The sequence below is a fragment of the Pseudomonas entomophila genome (assembly GCF_018417595.1).
GTDB lineage: Bacteria > Pseudomonadota > Gammaproteobacteria > Pseudomonadales > Pseudomonadaceae > Aquipseudomonas > Aquipseudomonas entomophila_C.
In genome coordinates this window covers 5,580,479-5,596,079 of record NZ_CP070982.1, presented here as the reverse complement: position 1 = coordinate 5,596,079, position 15,601 = coordinate 5,580,479, and the positions used below count along the sequence as shown (strand labels likewise).

Genomic DNA, 15,601 nt, shown 5'->3' with positions numbered 1-15,601 from the left:
GGAACGACCATGGCACTGGCCAAGCGCATCATCCCTTGCCTGGACGTGGACAACGGCCGGGTGGTCAAGGGCGTCAAGTTCGAGAACATCCGCGATGCCGGCGACCCGGTGGAGATCGCCCGTCGCTACAACGAGCAGGGCGCGGACGAGATCACCTTCCTCGACATCACCGCCAGCGTCGATGGCCGTGACACCACCCTGCATACCGTCGAGCGCATGGCCAGCCAGGTGTTCATCCCACTGACCGTGGGCGGTGGCGTGCGCACCGTGCAGGACATCCGCAACCTGCTCAATGCCGGTGCCGACAAGGTGTCGATCAACACCGCTGCGGTGTTCAACCCGGAGTTCGTGGGCGAGGCGGCGGACCGTTTCGGTTCGCAGTGCATCGTGGTAGCCATCGACGCGAAGAAAGTCTCCGGCCCGGGCGAAGCGCCGCGCTGGGAGATCTTCACCCATGGCGGGCGCAAGCCCACCGGGCTGGATGCGGTGGAGTGGGCGAAGAAGATGGAAGGGTTGGGGGCTGGTGAAATCCTGCTCACCAGCATGGACCAGGATGGCATGAAGAACGGTTTCGACCTGGGGGTAACCCGGGCGATCAGCGATGCGCTGGGGATCCCGGTGATTGCCTCCGGTGGCGTGGGCAACCTGCAGCACCTGGCGGACGGGATTTTGGAAGGGCATGCCAGCGCGGTACTGGCGGCGAGCATCTTCCACTTCGGTGAGTACACGGTGCCGGAAGCGAAGGCCTACATGGCTTCGCGTGGGATTGTCGTACGCTGAACCATGATTGGGGCTGCTTTGCAGCCCATCGCGGCTGAAGCCGCTCCTACAGAAGGCGCGTGCCCCCTGTAGGAGCGGCTTCAGCCGCGATGGGCCGCAAAGCGGCCCCAGTGCATCACCCGTGATTCTTGCCGAGCAACGCGTGATACAGCTCGGTATCCCCGAGAATCCCCACCACCTTGTCGTTATCCTGCAACACCAGCTTGTTGCCGGTCTGGTAACGAATCCGCAGCGCCTCGCGCATGCCGATGTCGGCGTGCACCACGGTGGGCCTGCGCTCCAGCAGCTCGACGTCCTGCCCCGGTGCCCAGTTCTGCATGTCCAGCCCGTTCTGGCCCTGGCGGGCGCGCTTGATCGAGTTGCCTTCGCCCAGGTCCAGCCAGGAATCGATACCCGGGTCCAGGCACACCGAGCCGTTGACCCGCCTGCAGTTGTCCAGGCTGCGCATCAGGCTGCGGCCGCACAGCACGTTGAGCGGGTTGGTGTGGGCGACGAAGGTGCGCACGTACTCGTCGGCCGGGTTGAGCACGATGTCTTCCGGCTTGCTGTACTGGATGATCCGCCCGTCCTTCATGATCGCGATGCGGCTGCCCAGCTTCAGGGCCTCGTCCAGGTCGTGGCTAACGAACACGATGGTCTTGCTCAGCTTGCTCTGCAGGGCCAGCAGTTCGTCCTGCAGGCCCTGGCGGATCAGTGGGTCGAGGGCCGAGAACGGCTCGTCCATCAGCAGGATGTCGGCGTCCATCGCCAGCGCCCGGGCCAGGCCCACGCGCTGTTGCATGCCGCCCGAGAGCTCGTCGGGCTTCTTGTTGCGCCATTGGGTCAGGCCCACCAGCTCGAGTTTCTCGTCGACCAGCTTGCGCCGTTCCTTCTCCGGGCGGCCCTGCATCTCCAGGCCGAAGCTGATGTTCTCGCGCACGGTCAGCCAGGGCATCAGGGCGAACTTCTGGAACACCATGGCGATGCGCTTGGTGCGCATCATCTTCAGCTCGGCCGGGGTGCAGTGGGCAATATCGATGTGCTTGCCTTCATGCTCGACGAACAGCTTGCCGCGGCTGACGGTGTTCAGGCCGTTGATGCAACGCAACAGGCTGGACTTGCCGGAGCCGGACAGGCCCATCAGCACGCAGATCTCGCCCTTGTTGATGTCCAGGTTGGCTTTCTCGACGCCGACCACCAGGCCCGTCTGCTTGAGAATCTGTTCGCGGGTCTTGCCCTGGTCGAGCAGAGACAGCGCTTCGCGCGGCTTGCTGGAGAAGATGACGTCGACGTCTTCGAAACGAATGATGCTCATGCCTCACCCCTTACCGGCAGTTCCGGTTGCTTGCAGATTCGGTCGAGCATGATCGCCAGCAGCACGATCGCCAGGCCCGCTTCGAAGCCCAGGGAGATATCGGCGGTGTTCAGTGCGTTGACCACGGGTTTGCCCAGGCCGTCGGCGCCCACCAGGGCGGCGATCACCACCATCGACAGCGACAGCATGATGCATTGTGTAATGCCGGCGGCGATGCTCGGCATGGCGTGGGGCAGTTCGATGCGGGTCAGCAACTGGCGGCGCGAGCAGCCGAAGGCCTTGCCGGCGTCGAGCAGCTCTTGCGGCACGTCGCAGATGCCGAGGTATGTCAGGCGGATGGGCGCGGCGATGGCGAACACCACGGTGGAGATCAGCCCCGGCACCACGCCCAGGCCGAATAGCGTGAGCGTGGGGATCAGGTAGACGAAGGTGGGCACGGTCTGCATCAGGTCGAGCACCGGGCGCATGGCGGTGTAGAACATCGGTTTGTGCGCGGCTGCGATGCCCAGCGGTACGCCGATGACCACGCAGACCACCGTGGCGAAGGTCACCTGCGCCAGGGTTTCCATGGTTTCCTGCCAGTAGCCCAGGTTGAGGATGAGCAGGAACGACAGGGCGACAAAGACGGTGAGGGCCCACTTGCGCTGGATCAGGTGCGCCAGGGCGGCGAACAGGGCGATGAGCACGAACGGGTTGAACCAGGTCAGGGCGCTGGTGACGCCATGGATCATGAACTCCAGGCCCTGGGCGATAGCGTCGAAGTAGCTGGCGCCGTTCTGGGTCAACCATTCGACGAATGAGGCGATGTACTGCCCCAAGGGTATTTTCTGATCGATAAGCATGATAGCGAGCTTCCACCTGCAAAGATTGAAATCAGTCCGGGGCGGGCACGGTCCCGCCCCGCGGTGTTGCCATTGCGTCTTGCGTTATTGCGTCAGCTTGGCCTTGGCCGCCTCAAGGCCGGGTTTGCCATCCACGGTGGTCACACCTGCCAGCCAGGTGTCGAGCACTTGCGGGTTTTTCTTCAGCCACGCCTTGGCGGCGGCATCGGCTTTCATCTTGTCGTCCAGGACATTGCCCATGAGCTCGCTTTCCATGTCGAGGGTGAACGACAGATTCTTCAGCAGTTGCCCGACGTTGCTGCATTCCTGCGCATAGCCCTTGCGGGTGTTGGTGAGCACGGTGGCCTTGCCGAAATCGGGGCCAAAGAACTCGTCGCCGCCGGTGAGGTACTTCATGGCGAAACGCTTGTTCATCGGGTGCGGTTCCCAGCCCAGGAACACCACCGCCTCGCCGCGTTTCTGCGAGCGGTCGACCTGCGACAGCATGCCCGCCTCGCTGGACTGCACCAGCTTGAAGCCGGCGCTCTTCAGGCCGAAGGCGTCCTTGTCGATCATGCTCTGGATGGTGCGGTTGCCGTCGTTGCCTGGTTCGATGCCGTAGATCTTGCCGCCCAGCGCGTCCTTGAACTTGACGATGTCGGCGAAGTCTTTCAGCCCTTTGTCGTACAGTGCCTGGGGCACGGCCAGGGTGTATTTGGCGTTCTCCAGGTTGGCGCGCACGGTCTCGACAGTGCCGGCGTCACGGTACTGCTTGATGTCGTTTTCCATGGTCGGCATCCAGTTGCCGAGGAAGACGTCGAGGTCCTTGCCCCCGGCCAGCGACTTGTAAGTTACCGGGACCGAGATCATGTTGGTGTGGGTCTTGTAGCCCAGGGCTTCGAGCACGACGCTGGTCATGGCGGTGGTCACGGTGATGTCGGTCCAGCCGACGTCCGAGAAACGTACCGTCTGACACTGTTCGGGCTCTGCGGCCTGGGCCAGCAGCGGGGCGGACAGCAACGCGACCAGCAACAGCGAGGGTTTACCTTTCATGGATGGACTCCTGTGATTTTATCTTCGGGTTCGCGTGGGTCGCCGGGCGTTCTCAGGGCTCCGGTCGACCAGGCCTGCAGAGGGCAGGATGCGAGGCCGTGCAATACGAGTCGCTTTCGATAATCCTCCAGCGTTCGGCAATCGCCTACTGGTGGCGTCGTATCCAGTACAGGACGGGTCGCATCCAGTATGGACGATGTCGCAACTGGATTTTTCCACCCCCACGCCTCGGTTTTTACGGCGCCCGGGCGCTGGAAAACGGCGCACGCAGGGCCGGTTCAGCGGCGGCGCTGCTGGGCAAAAGTACGTCGGTTGCAGACGGCGAGGGGGTGGGCAAAAGCCCGATGATGCGAGCATTCCAAGGCGGCTCGAACTTCAGCCTAGCAGTTGTGCAAGGCGGTGTTCGGCGCCGTGAGACAAGCCCATCAAGAGGTGAATCGGCCATGGCCATCAGCGTGTTCGACCTGTTCAAGATCGGTGTCGGGCCTTCCAGCTCCCACACCGTCGGCCCCATGCGTGCTGGCGCGCTGTTCGTCCAGGGGCTGCGTGAGCGCGGCGAGCTGGAACAGGTGCGGCGCGTCGAGGTGCGGCTCTACGGCTCGTTGTCGGCCACCGGTGTCGGCCATGGCACCGACAACGCCACGATCATGGGGTTGATGGGCGAGTGGCCGGACGCGATCGACCCCAGCCAGATCACCCCGCGCATCGCCGACCTGCGCGAAACCAACGTGTTGCAGCTCGATAGCCGGCTGCCCATCGAGTTCGTCTGGGCCCGCGACATGCTGCTGCTGGACGAGAACCTGCCGTACCACCCCAACGCCATGACCCTGATCGCCGAAGGCGAGGGTGGCGAGCTGCACCGTGACACGTTCTATTCGGTGGGCGGCGGCTTCGTGGTCGATGCCGCCCAGGCCGCCAGCGGCGTGCTGGATGCCGACCAGACGGTGTTGCCCTACGATTTCGACAGTGCCGCCGAGCTGCTGCGCCTGTGCAAGCAAAACGACCTGAGTGTGTCGCAATTGATGATGGCGAACGAAAAGGTCTGGCGCAGCGAGGCCGAGATCCGCAGCGGCCTGATCAAGCTCTGGCAGGCCATGCAGGAGTGCGTGGACAACGGCCTCAAGCACGAAGGGATCCTGCCCGGCGGGCTCAATGTGCGCCGCCGCGCCGCCAAGCTGCACCGCAGCCTGCAGGAACTGGGCAAGCCCAATGTGATTGGCTCGACCATGAGCGCCATGGAATGGGTCAACCTGTACGCCCTGGCCGTGAACGAAGAGAACGCCGCTGGTGGGCGCATGGTCACTGCACCCACCAACGGCGCCGCAGGGATCATTCCGGCAGTGCTGCACTACTACATGCGTTTCTCCGATGTGGTGGACGAATCCAACGTGGTGGATTTCTTCCTGGGCGCGGCGGCGGTGGGCATCCTGTGCAAGAAGAACGCATCGATCTCCGGCGCCGAGGTCGGTTGCCAGGGCGAAGTCGGTTCGGCCTGCGCCATGGCCGCGGCGGGCCTGGCCGAAGTGCTGGGTGCCACGCCGCCACAATTGGAGAACGCCGCCGAGATCGCCCTGGAGCACAACCTGGGGTTGACCTGCGACCCGGTCGGCGGCCTGGTCCAGGTGCCGTGCATCGAGCGCAACGCCATCGCCGCGGTGAAGGCGATCAACGCGGTGCAGATGGCCTTGCGCGGCGACGGCGAGCATTTCATCTCCCTCGACCAGGTGATCCGTACCATGCGCGACACCGGCGCCGACATGCACGACAAGTACAAGGAAACCTCGCGTGGAGGTCTGGCGGTCAGCGTCATCGAGTGCTGATGCGCCGTTTTTGCCCACGCCTGACCGTTGCGCCACATTCTGGCGCAACGGCTGTCATCTACCGGCCGTCGCCTGTCGTTACCAGCAGGGTCATTGTCGGTGACACTCAAATCTGTCGCATCTGGGCATCCTTCCCACAAGTGCTACCGAACTGCTCAGCCGTGACACGCAATGGCGCTGGCGCGCCGATTTGCGTTTAGGGCTACGCTCCTTCCTGACCCTGCTGGAAGGCGCATGCCAACGTCGCTTTTAGGTTTTATTGGATGAGCGTTCAATTTCCGGCATGCCATTTGCGTCGGGATTGGCAAAGCCCCTGCATACGAAACGGGGCCACTACAAGAACAGTGCTCGCCTGAGGCACACCCTGCATTGTGTGAGGAGAAATCGCGATGACGTCGTACACCTCCGGGACCCCAACCCAGAACCGCACAGCACCCCAGTCCATCGGCTTTCTCCTGCTGGACAACTTCACCCTGATCTCCCTGGCGTCGGCCGTCGAACCGCTGCGCATGGCCAACCAGCTGTCTGGCCGCGAGCTGTACCGCTGGCACACGCTGACCGTCGACGGTGGCCAGGTGTGGGCCAGCGATGGTTTGCAGATCACCCCCGATGCCGCCATGCACAATGCTCCGCCCATGGACACCGTGATCGTCTGCGGTGGCGTGGGCATCCAGCGCACCGTCACCCGTGAACACGTCACCTGGCTGCAGGCCCAGGCCCGCCAATCGCGTCGCCTGGGCGCGGTGTGCACCGGCAGCTGGGCGCTGGCCTGTGCCGGGCTGCTCGACGGTTTCGATTGCAGCGTGCACTGGGAATGCCTGGCGGCGATGCAGGAAGCCTACCCGCGGGTGAACATGAGCACCCGCCTGTTCACCCTCGACCGCAACCGTTTCACCAGTTCCGGCGGCACCGCGCCGCTGGACATGATGCTGCACCTGATCAGCCGCGATCATGGTCGCGAGTTGTCGGCGGCAATCTCCGAGATGTTCGTCTACGAGCGTATCCGCAACGAGCAGGATCACCAGCGCGTGCCGCTCAAGCACATGCTGGGCACCAACCAGCCGAAGCTGCAGGAAATCGTTGCGTTGATGGAAGCGAACCTGGAAGAGCCGATCGACCTGGACGAACTGGCGGTTTACGTGGCGGTGTCGCGGCGCCAGCTCGAGCGCCTGTTCCAGAAGTACCTGCACTGCTCGCCGTCGCGCTACTACCTCAAGTTGCGCCTGATCCGCGCGCGGCAGCTGCTCAAGCAGACGCCGATGTCGATCATCGAGGTGGCGTCGGTGTGCGGCTTCGTTTCCACGCCGCACTTCTCCAAGTGCTACCGCGAGTACTTCGGCATTCCGCCGCGTGACGAGCGCGTGGGTTCGAACACCACGCAGCAGGTGGCGATGATGCCGATCCCGCAGGCCATGGCCCTGTCGCCGCACAGCGGGCCGATGGCGGCACTGAGCCAGGCGCGCAACGAGTCGACCTTTGCCAGCGTCAGGCTCTGACGCCGCGTCGCTTTTTTCGCGGGTGAACCCGCTCCCGCAGGTACTGCACCCTCTTCAAGAGCGATGCAGCACCTGTGGGAGCGGGTTTACCCGCGAAGCGGCCAATGAAAATTGGACGTCAGGCGCGCTTGCTGTACTGCGCCAACGCCGGCAGCAACTGCTTGTCGATGGCCTGGCGCACGGCTGGGAGAATGGTCGCGCTGCCGGTGTACATCTGCTCCACCATGCCCTTCAGGGCGCGGGCATTGGGCTCGGTCAGCCCGCGTATCACTACCTCGCAGGCCTGCTCGGCGCTGGCGCCGGCCGGAATGTCGAAACCCCGTGAGCGCAACTGGCCCAGCAGGTCGTCCTGGTCGATCAAGTCCGCATGCATCATGACTGTTGTCCTTTGCCGCTGTTGTTTGCGATCGATTCTGTGTCCGCCACACCAGCGCGGCAAGGATAGATTGTCGCGATGGCCGCTTTGGCTAAGAACAGGTCGTTTACGGCTAAATCGCCGGGGAAGGAAGGCCGCACACTGAAGTCATTCACGGCACAGAGGGCTTGGTCACCCTCACTTCATGCACAGTGGATGTTGCTCGCTCTTGGCCCCGGATGCTCACGGCTTTCCGGGGTTGTTTTTTGCCTGTACTGGCCTCTTCGCGGGCAAGCCCGCTCCCACAGGTACGCCACCGCTGTTGAGGGCAGTGGTGTACCTGTGGGAGCGGGTTCACCCGCGAAGAGGGCGCAACTGTTCGGTGTTATGCCGGCAGGGCCATGACACGCCCGGCGAACTCGGGCTTCGGCAGGTTGCGCTGCTCATCGGCTATGGCATGCAGCAGTCCGCTACTACGCTCCCCAAACGGCGCCGACCTCGGCCCCGCCAGGTCCACATGCAACAGCATCTGCTCACTGGCCGCCAGCGCCTCGTCGAACCCCGCCCGGTGCAGGCTGTGGTACAGGTGCAGGCGCTTGCGGTCGAAACCGATGATCTGCGTCTGCACCCACACCTCGCTACCGAGCTTCACCTCGTGCAGGTAGTTGATGTGCGCCTCCAGGGTGAACAGCGAGTGCCCTGTCTGCCCACGGGCGTCGGCATCCAGGCCGATACGCTCCATCAGCGCATCGGTGGCGTAGCTGAAGATCAGCAGGTAGTAGGCATCGCGCAGATGCCCGTTGTAGTCCACCCAGTCCTCCTGGACGGGGGTTCGGTAGGTGATCAGAGCGGGCATCGGGTTCTCCTCAGTCGCCGAAAGCCATGCCATGGCTGGCCTTGCTGTTGCGTACCGCTTCCAGTACTGCCAGCAGGGTGTCATCACGATAGCGTTCCAGGGCGGCGATGCTACGTTCACCCAGTTGTTCCGAGGTGCCCTGCACCACATCGTCGATCAGTTTGTCGGTCAGCTCCGGCGCCGGCAGGTAGGTCCAGGGCAGCTTCAGCGCCGGGCCGAACTGGGCCATGAAGTGGCGCATGCCGGCGTCGCCACCCGCGAGCGTGTAGGTGAGGAAGGTGCCCATGAACGACCAGCGCAAGCCCGCGCCGAAGCGGATCGCGTCGTCGATCTCGCCGGTGCTGGCCACCCCGTCGTTGACCAGGTGCAAGGCTTCGCGCCACAGCGCTTCGAGCAGGCGGTCGGCGATGAAACCGGGGACTTCCTTGCGCACGTGCAGCGGGCGCATGCCCAGCGCGGTGTAGAGGGTCTTCGCCGCTTCGATGGCGTCGGGGCTGGTGTTGCGGCCGCCGACGATTTCCACCAGTGGCAGCAGGTATACCGGGTTGAACGGGTGGCCGACCACGCAGCGTTCGGGGTGCGTGGCGGACTCGTAGAACTCGCTGGGCAGCAGGCCCGAGGTGCTGGAAGCGATGATTGCGTCTGGCTTGGCGGCGGCGCTGATCTTCGCGTGCAGGTCGAGCTTGAGGTCCAGGCGTTCGGGGGCGCTTTCCTGGATGAAGTCGGCGTCGCGCACGCACTCCTCGATGGTGGCGACGAAGGTCAGGCGGCCCTGCGAGGCGCCGGGAGCCAGGCCCTGTTTCTGCAAGGCTGGCCAGGCGTTGGCGATGCGTTTGCGCAGGGCTGCTTCGGCGCCGGGCGCCGGGTCCCAGGCGATCACGTCCAGGCCGTGGGCCAGGGCGCGAGCGACCCAGCCGCTGCCGATCACGCCGCTACCCAGGGCGGCGAAGGTCTTGATGTCGGTGATGAAAGGCATGTCAGGCTCTCACTGGAAAAATTCATGACTTGGGCGCAGGCCCTGTGGGAGCGGGTTTACCCGCCACCCACAGCGCCGTCTGATTCGCGGGTAAACCCGCTCTCACAGGACGCTGTACAGGCGTGTTTCAGCGGCGCTTGAGGTTCATCTTTTCCCGGCCTTCGGCCGGGGTGAGCACGCGGGCGCCCATGCGGGTGATGATTTGCGCCGCCCGTTCGACCAACTGGCCGTTGCTGGCCAGCACGCCGCGGTCCAGGTAGAGGTTGTCTTCCAGCCCCACCCGCACGTTGCCACCCAGCAGCACCGCCTGGGCGGCCATGGGCATCTGCATGCGGCCGATGCCGAAACCGGCCCAGGTCACGTCGGCGGGCAGGTTGTCGACCATGGCCTTCATGGTGGTGGTGTCGGCCGGCGCGCCCCAGGGGATGCCCAGGCACAGCTGGAACAGCGGGTCGTCCAGCAGGCCTTCCTTGATCATCTGCTTGGCGAACCACAGGTGGCCGGTGTCGAAGATTTCCAGCTCGGCCTTCACGCCAAGCTCGGTGATGCGTTTGGCGCCGGCACGCAGCTGGGCGGGGGTGGAGACGTAGATGGCGTTGCCGTCGCCGAAGTTGAGCGTGCCGCAGTCGAGGGTGCAGATTTCCGGCAGCAATGCCTCGACGTGGGCCAGACGCTCCAGCGGGCCGATCAGGTCGGTGCCAGGGCCGAACGCCATCGGCGACTCGCCCGCGCCGATCTCCAGGTCGCCACCCATGCCGGCGGTGAGGTTGACGATGATGTCCACGTCGGCTTCGCGGATGCGCTCCATCACTTCGCGGTAGAGGTTCACGTCGCGGCTGAAGCGGCCGGTCTGCGGGTCGCGGACGTGACAGTGGACCACAGTGGCGCCGGCCTTGGCGGCCTCGACGGCGGATTCGGCGATCTGTTTCGGGGTGACCGGGACCAGGTGGCTCTTGGCGACCGTGTCGCCGGCGCCGGTGAGGGCGCAGGTGATGATGACGTCGTGGTTCATGGTGGTTCCTTGTGGAATCGTTTGTGGGCTTTTCGCGGATGAATCCGCTCCTACAGCAGGCGTGTTGCCTCCTGGGCGGTGTAGGAGCGGATTCTTCCGCGATGCGATCTGTCAGTTGGCGGTGAGCTTGAGGTTGTCCGCGGCGGGTTTGCCGTCGAAGGTCGTTACCCCTTCAAGCCAGCGGGCCTTGTCCTCGGGGTGGTCCTTGAGCCACTGGCGGGCGGACTCCAGGGCGTCCTTGTGGTCGAGCAGCGGCTGCATCATCCGGCTCTCGTCCTCGGCGCTGAAGCTCAGGTTGGCCAGCAGGCGACTGGCATTGGGGCAGCGTTCGGCATAGTCCGGCGCGGTCACCGTCCACACCGTGGCGCGGCCCTCGTCCGGGCCGAGAGCGTCCTGGCTGTCGCCGAGGTAGACCATGTCGATGTTCACGTTCATCGGGTGCGGCGCCCAGCCAAAGAACACCACCGCCTCCTTGCGTCGCACCGCGCGGTCGACGGCGGCGAGCATGCCGGCCTCGCTCGACTCGACCAGCTGGAACTTGCCCAGGTCGAACTGGTTCTTGGCGATCATCGCCTTGATCTGGGTGTTGGCACCCGAGCCCGGCTCGATGCCGTAGAGCTTGCCGCCGAGCTCCTTCTCGAACTTGTGGATGTCGGCGAAGGTCTTCAGGCCCTTGTCGGCGAGGTATCTGGGGACGGCGAGGGTGGCGCGGGCGTCTTCCAGGCTGGGCTTGTCGAGCACCTTGACCTGGTTGGCCTGGATGAACGGGGTGATGGTCTGGGTCATGATCGGGTTCCAGTAACCCAGGAACAGGTCCAGGCGCTTGTCGCGGATGCCGGCGAAGATGATCTGCTGCGAGGCGCTGGTCTGCTTGGTCTGGTAGCCCAGGCCGTCGAGCAGCACCTGGGCCATGGCGCTGGTGGCGATCACGTCGGTCCAGTTGACCACGCCCAGGCGCACGTCCTTGCAGGCGGTGGGTTCGGCGGCAAACAGTGGTGTGGCGAGGGTGGTGCTGAGTGCGAGGGACAACAGGCTGCGGCGGATAAAGCGTTGCATGGTGGCTCTCCATCGGCAGTGCGTTTTTTATGGGTGCCGGCCTCTGCGGGCCGTGTGAACAAGCTACGCTGGCAGCGGGGTGGAAAATCGCACCCTGGCGACCAAGACTTGCACGGAGGCGACCACTTTCACTGTGGAGCGAGCAATGCCCGAGACTATCGATTTCCTGCTGCTGCCGGGCTTCTCGGCCATGGGTTTCATCTGCGCCATCGAGCCGCTGCGGGTGGCCAATCGCTTTCGTGGCCCGCTGTATCGCTGGCGCGTGCTCAGCCTGGACGGCGGCGCGGTGCAAGCGAGCAATGGCATGTCGGTGAATGCCGATGGCGTGCTGGGCGAGGGTGAGCATCCCCGGCTGCTGCTGGTGGTCGCCGGCTTCGAGCCGCTGGCCTGTCATGGGCCGGTACTGCAGCAGCATTTGCGTCGCTTCGATTATGAAGGCGTGGTGCTCGGTGGTATCGACACCGGCGCCATGGTGCTCGCCGAAGCCGGCCTGCTCGACGGCCACCGCGCCACCTTGCACTGGGAGGCGCTGGAGGCGTTCAAGGAGCGCTATCCACGCTTGCAGGCCACCCAGGAGCTGTTCGAGATCGACCGTCGGCGCATCACTTGCGCGGGCGGTACCGCGTCCATCGACCTGATGCTCGACCTTATCGCCCAGGCCCATGGCAGCGAGCTGGCGGTGCAGGTGTCGGAGCAGTTCGTGCTCGGGCGCATTCGTCCGCGCCAGGACCACCAGCGCATGCAGATCGCCACGCGCTACGGGCTGCGCAACAAGAAGCTGGTCAAGGTGATCGGCGCGATGGAGCGCAACACCGAGCTGCCGTTGAACACCCAGGTGCTGGCCGACGCGGTGCAGGTCACCCGGCGCCAGTTGGAGCGCTTGTTCCGCCTGCACCTGGACGACACGCCCAGCGGCTTCTATCTGAGGTTGCGCCTGGACAAGGCCCGGCAACTGTTGCGCCAGACCGACATGAGCGTGCTGGAGGTGGGCGTGGCCTGCGGCTTCGAGTCGGCTTCGTATTTCACCCGCTGCTACCGGGCGCGCTTCGAGCGCTGTCCGCGCCAGGATCGTCAGGCGAACGCAGCGTCTCAGTAGGACTTGCTTCCTGATTATTGTTGGCAATGTTTATGTCTAGCGTAGGCAGTCCACTCATTGCACGAGGATTGCCTGGATGTTTCTTACACTACCTAACTCAAGCGCGTTGTTGCCCGCACTGGTGCTGGCATCGTCGCTGGTGATGCCGGCTGGTTCGGCCAACGCTGCCGTGGCTGGCTGCGAAGACACCACCACCGACACCTACGGGGATTACCACCGTTCCGGCTGGAACCACTTGGCCGAGTACCCGCAAGGCCGACAGAAGATGATCATCGCTTCGGATTCGCAAGGGTTCCGCTACATGAGCCAGCGTTTCGACGAGTATCAGGAGGAGGTCGACTCGGCTGGCTGGCACAAGACCGCTCCGGTCTACGAGGCGATCGCCCGCGAGCGTGACGAGCCCTACCACGTGCCGGTGGTGATCAATGGCGATATCACCGAGTTTGGCCATGGCGACGAGCGCCGCGCCGTGCAGAAGATGTTCCGCAAGATGGCGGCTGGCGTGGGCGGGCCGTTGATGCTGCCCGGGTTGGGCAACCATGACTATGACAACAATGTGAACGACTGCGGCAACAATGGCTGCGCCCGTGATGCCGTTTGCGACCACATTGCCTGGGTCAAGGCCCTCGGGCCGGTCAACGCCTTCGATTACCGGTATGAGAACGACACGCATGAGGGGTCGCTGTCCTATTCGGTCACAGTGGGCCGTGTGCGCATCATTCAGTTGAACAACGAACCGACCTATGAGCGGCAGTGGAGTACGGGGGGAGGCTGGTCATTCAAGCCCAAGCGCCATTTTGCCATCAACCGCTCGCTGGACTGGCTGGCGCGGCAGTTGGAGGAGGCTCAGGCCCAGGGCGAGACGGTGATCGTCAACATGCACAAGGACTCGGAGTGGCAGGACATGGACATTCGTTACGACGCATTTCCCCAACTGCTGGAGAAGCATGGCGTGGTGGCGGTGTTCTCTGGCCATACCCACTGGAACGTCGGCAAGTACCATCAAGGCTTCGGCAGTGTGCCTAACTTCAAGACAGGGGCATTGAACGCGGGCACCTACCTGCGTTTGACTTTCGATTGGCCAGCGCAGCAGCTATTGGTCGATGAGGTGAGCATGGATGGGCACTTCAACAAGACCCATGTGGTTGAGCTGAAACCGTCAGCGGCCTGATCGCTTCCCCCTGCAGGAGCCGGCCTTGCCGGCGAACACCGGCATGGCCGGTGCCATCCACCGCAGCGTTTGGTTCGCCAGCAAGGCTGGCTCCTACGGGATGTTGGCGTGACGCCTTACTGCTGGCCGATCGACTGCAGATACTCCGAGCGTTCATCGCTACGCTGCGCCACACAGGTGTTCCACGCCGCCTCGAAGGCCTTGCTGCCGGGCTTCTCGGCATAGGTCTCGACCTTGCAGTCGGCGTCGCGCAACTGGGCCCAGAGTTTTTCCGCGGCTTCCATCTTCGAACTCAGGGCGGCCGCCTTGTCGCTCTCGTCCGCGTACTGGTCGCGGATGCGCTGGATCAGGTCGTCGTAGGCCGACTTCAGCTCCCGCTCGGCGGTCTGCTTGTTGTAGGCGGCGCACGCATAGCCTTGCTGGTCGCTCTCGACGTTGTCGCAGGGTGTGCTTTCTTCCTCGGCGGCCTGAGCGCCGCACGCGACAGCCAGCAGAACCAGCCATGCCATTGATTTCATCCGTTTTCTCCCGATCAGGCTGACGAATCGCAGGATTCTCGCTCAGCCGGCGGCAGCGGCGATAGCTCCCTGACAAAAAGTTCATCAAAGCCTTACAAACCCCGGTTGTCGAGACTGGCTCTCATCACCGAGCACCGTGCCAGAGCGCGCCGGGGCGGCCATTGACGCTTTCGGCAAACCCCCTGTCGTTTTTGCATCGGGGCGCATCCAGCCGCAGGCATATGCTGGCCCCAAAGCGCCGGCACAGGATTCGGCGCGGTCACACTCGATAAAAGGGGACAGCCTGATGAGCCCAGCCGAACTTCACGCCGACAGCATCGTCATCGACGGCCTGATCATTGCCAAATGGAACCGCGAGCTGTTCGAGGACATGCGCAAGGGCGGGCTGACCGCGGCCAACTGCACGGTGTCGGTGTGGGAGGGCTTCAAGGCCACCGTCGACAACATCGCGTCCAGCCAGAAACTGATCCGCGAGAACAGCGACCTGGTGATGCCGGTGCGCACCACCGCCGACATCCGCAAGGCCAAGGAGCTGGGCAAGACCGGCATCCTCTTCGGCTTCCAGAACGCCCATGCGTTCGAGGACCAGATCGCCTACGTCGACGTGTTCAAGCAGCTCGGCGTGGGCATCGTGCAGATGTGCTACAACACCCAGAACCTGGTGGGCACCGGTTGCTACGAGCGTGACGGCGGCCTGTCGGGCTTCGGCCGCGAGATCGTCGCCGAGATGAACCGCGTGGGCATCATGTGCGACCTCTCGCACGTGGGCTCCAAGACTTCCGAAGAAGTCATCCTCGAGTCGAAGAAGCCGGTCTGCTACTCCCACTGCCTGCCTTCCGGGCTTAAGGAACACCCGCGCAACAAGTCCGACGCAGAGCTGAAGTTCATCGCCGACCACGGCGGCTTCGTGGGTGTAACCATGTTCGCGCCATTCCTGGCCAAGGGCATCGACTCGACCATCGACGACTACGCCGAAGCCATCGAGTACACCATGAACATCGTCGGTGAAGACGCCATCGGCATCGGCACCGACTTCACCCAGGGCCATGGCCAGGACTTCTTCGAATACCTCACCCACGACAAGGGCTACGCCCGGCGCCTGACCAACTTCGGCAAGATCATCAACCCGCTGGGCATCCGCACTGTCGGCGAGTTCCCCAACCTCACCGAGACCCTGCTCAAGCGCGGCCATTCCGAGCGCGTGGTGCGCAAGATCATGGGCGAAAACTGGGTCAATGTCCTCAAGGATGTGTGGGGCGAGTAAAGCCGCACTCCGAGCCTGAAAGCCCCTGCCAGC

Annotated in this window: 15 protein-coding genes; 6 read left to right on the top strand and 9 right to left on the bottom strand. The window is 64.0% G+C overall.

Annotated elements, in window-relative coordinates:
• The first annotated feature begins 9 nt into the window (after positions 1-9).
• Complete coding sequence (hisF, locus tag JYG34_RS24485) at positions 10-780, top strand: imidazole glycerol phosphate synthase subunit HisF (protein ID WP_011536177.1); 771 nt, start codon at positions 10-12, stop codon at positions 778-780.
• A gap of 115 nt (positions 781-895) precedes the next feature.
• Here the strand turns inward: hisF and choV are convergent, their stop codons facing one another.
• The 3 genes from choV to JYG34_RS24470 all read right to left on the bottom strand — a co-directional run bounded on the left by choV (position 896) and on the right by JYG34_RS24470 (position 3,948).
• On the bottom strand, positions 896-2,074 hold the full coding sequence (choV, locus tag JYG34_RS24480) for a choline ABC transporter ATP-binding protein (RefSeq protein ID WP_213658725.1): 1,179 nt from the start codon (positions 2,072-2,074) through the stop codon (positions 896-898).
• Positions 2,071-2,919, bottom strand: a complete 849-nt coding sequence (gene choW / locus JYG34_RS24475; protein ID WP_193383931.1) for a choline ABC transporter permease subunit — start codon at positions 2,917-2,919, stop codon at positions 2,071-2,073. Before choW ends, choV begins: the two co-directional genes overlap by 4 nt.
• Before the next feature lie 81 nt (positions 2,920-3,000).
• Entirely contained in the window at positions 3,001-3,948 is a 948-nt protein-coding gene (locus tag JYG34_RS24470) for a choline ABC transporter substrate-binding protein (protein WP_213658724.1), read from the bottom strand.
• 443 nt (positions 3,949-4,391) lie between these two features.
• On the opposite strand from JYG34_RS24470, the gene JYG34_RS24465 reads away from it, so the two are divergent.
• A complete protein-coding gene (locus JYG34_RS24465; protein WP_213658723.1) occupies positions 4,392-5,768 on the top strand; it encodes an L-serine ammonia-lyase in 1,377 nt (458 codons plus the stop codon).
• 389 nt (positions 5,769-6,157) lie between these two features.
• Entirely contained in the window at positions 6,158-7,264 is a 1,107-nt protein-coding gene (locus JYG34_RS24460) for a GlxA family transcriptional regulator (protein WP_011536172.1), read from the top strand.
• Between the two features lie 118 nt (positions 7,265-7,382).
• Here JYG34_RS24460 and JYG34_RS24455 read toward each other — a convergent pair whose 3' ends face one another.
• The 5 genes from JYG34_RS24455 to choX form a co-directional block, all read right to left on the bottom strand.
• Positions 7,383-7,640 carry a hypothetical protein gene (locus tag JYG34_RS24455; protein ID WP_213658722.1) on the bottom strand — a complete coding sequence of 86 codons (258 nt, stop codon included), beginning with the start codon at positions 7,638-7,640 and terminating at the stop codon, positions 7,383-7,385.
• Between the two features lie 364 nt (positions 7,641-8,004).
• A complete protein-coding gene (locus JYG34_RS24450) occupies positions 8,005-8,475 on the bottom strand; it encodes a thioesterase family protein (RefSeq protein ID WP_213658721.1) in 471 nt (156 codons plus the stop codon).
• Between the two features lie 10 nt (positions 8,476-8,485).
• Positions 8,486-9,451: an L-carnitine dehydrogenase gene (locus tag JYG34_RS24445; RefSeq protein ID WP_213658720.1), complete on the bottom strand. Its 966-nt coding sequence runs from the start codon at positions 9,449-9,451 to the stop codon at positions 8,486-8,488.
• Positions 9,452-9,578: 127 nt separating this feature from the next.
• Positions 9,579-10,463 (bottom strand): 3-keto-5-aminohexanoate cleavage protein, encoded by an 885-nt coding sequence (locus tag JYG34_RS24440; RefSeq protein ID WP_213658719.1) that lies wholly within the window; start codon positions 10,461-10,463, stop codon positions 9,579-9,581.
• A 111-nt stretch (positions 10,464-10,574) separates the two neighbouring features.
• A complete protein-coding gene (gene choX / locus JYG34_RS24435; protein ID WP_213658718.1) occupies positions 10,575-11,519 on the bottom strand; it encodes a choline ABC transporter substrate-binding protein in 945 nt (314 codons plus the stop codon).
• A 145-nt stretch (positions 11,520-11,664) separates the two neighbouring features.
• Here choX and JYG34_RS24430 point away from each other — a divergent pair, with 145 nt between their 5' ends.
• Positions 11,665-12,615 (top strand): GlxA family transcriptional regulator, encoded by a 951-nt coding sequence (locus JYG34_RS24430; protein ID WP_213658717.1) that lies wholly within the window; start codon positions 11,665-11,667, stop codon positions 12,613-12,615.
• A gap of 76 nt (positions 12,616-12,691) precedes the next feature.
• Entirely contained in the window at positions 12,692-13,786 is a 1,095-nt protein-coding gene (locus JYG34_RS24425; protein ID WP_213658716.1) for a metallophosphoesterase family protein, read from the top strand.
• A gap of 116 nt (positions 13,787-13,902) precedes the next feature.
• Here the strand turns inward: JYG34_RS24425 and JYG34_RS24420 are convergent, their stop codons facing one another.
• The gene (locus tag JYG34_RS24420; RefSeq protein WP_213658715.1) at positions 13,903-14,304 is read right to left on the bottom strand and encodes a lysozyme inhibitor LprI family protein; all 402 of its coding nucleotides are present in this window, start codon (positions 14,302-14,304) and stop codon (positions 13,903-13,905) included.
• Positions 14,305-14,590: 286 nt separating this feature from the next.
• Here JYG34_RS24420 and JYG34_RS24415 point away from each other — a divergent pair, with 286 nt between their 5' ends.
• The gene (locus JYG34_RS24415; RefSeq protein ID WP_011536164.1) at positions 14,591-15,568 is read left to right on the top strand and encodes a dipeptidase; all 978 of its coding nucleotides are present in this window, start codon (positions 14,591-14,593) and stop codon (positions 15,566-15,568) included.
• Positions 15,569-15,601: the final 33 nt, after the last annotated feature.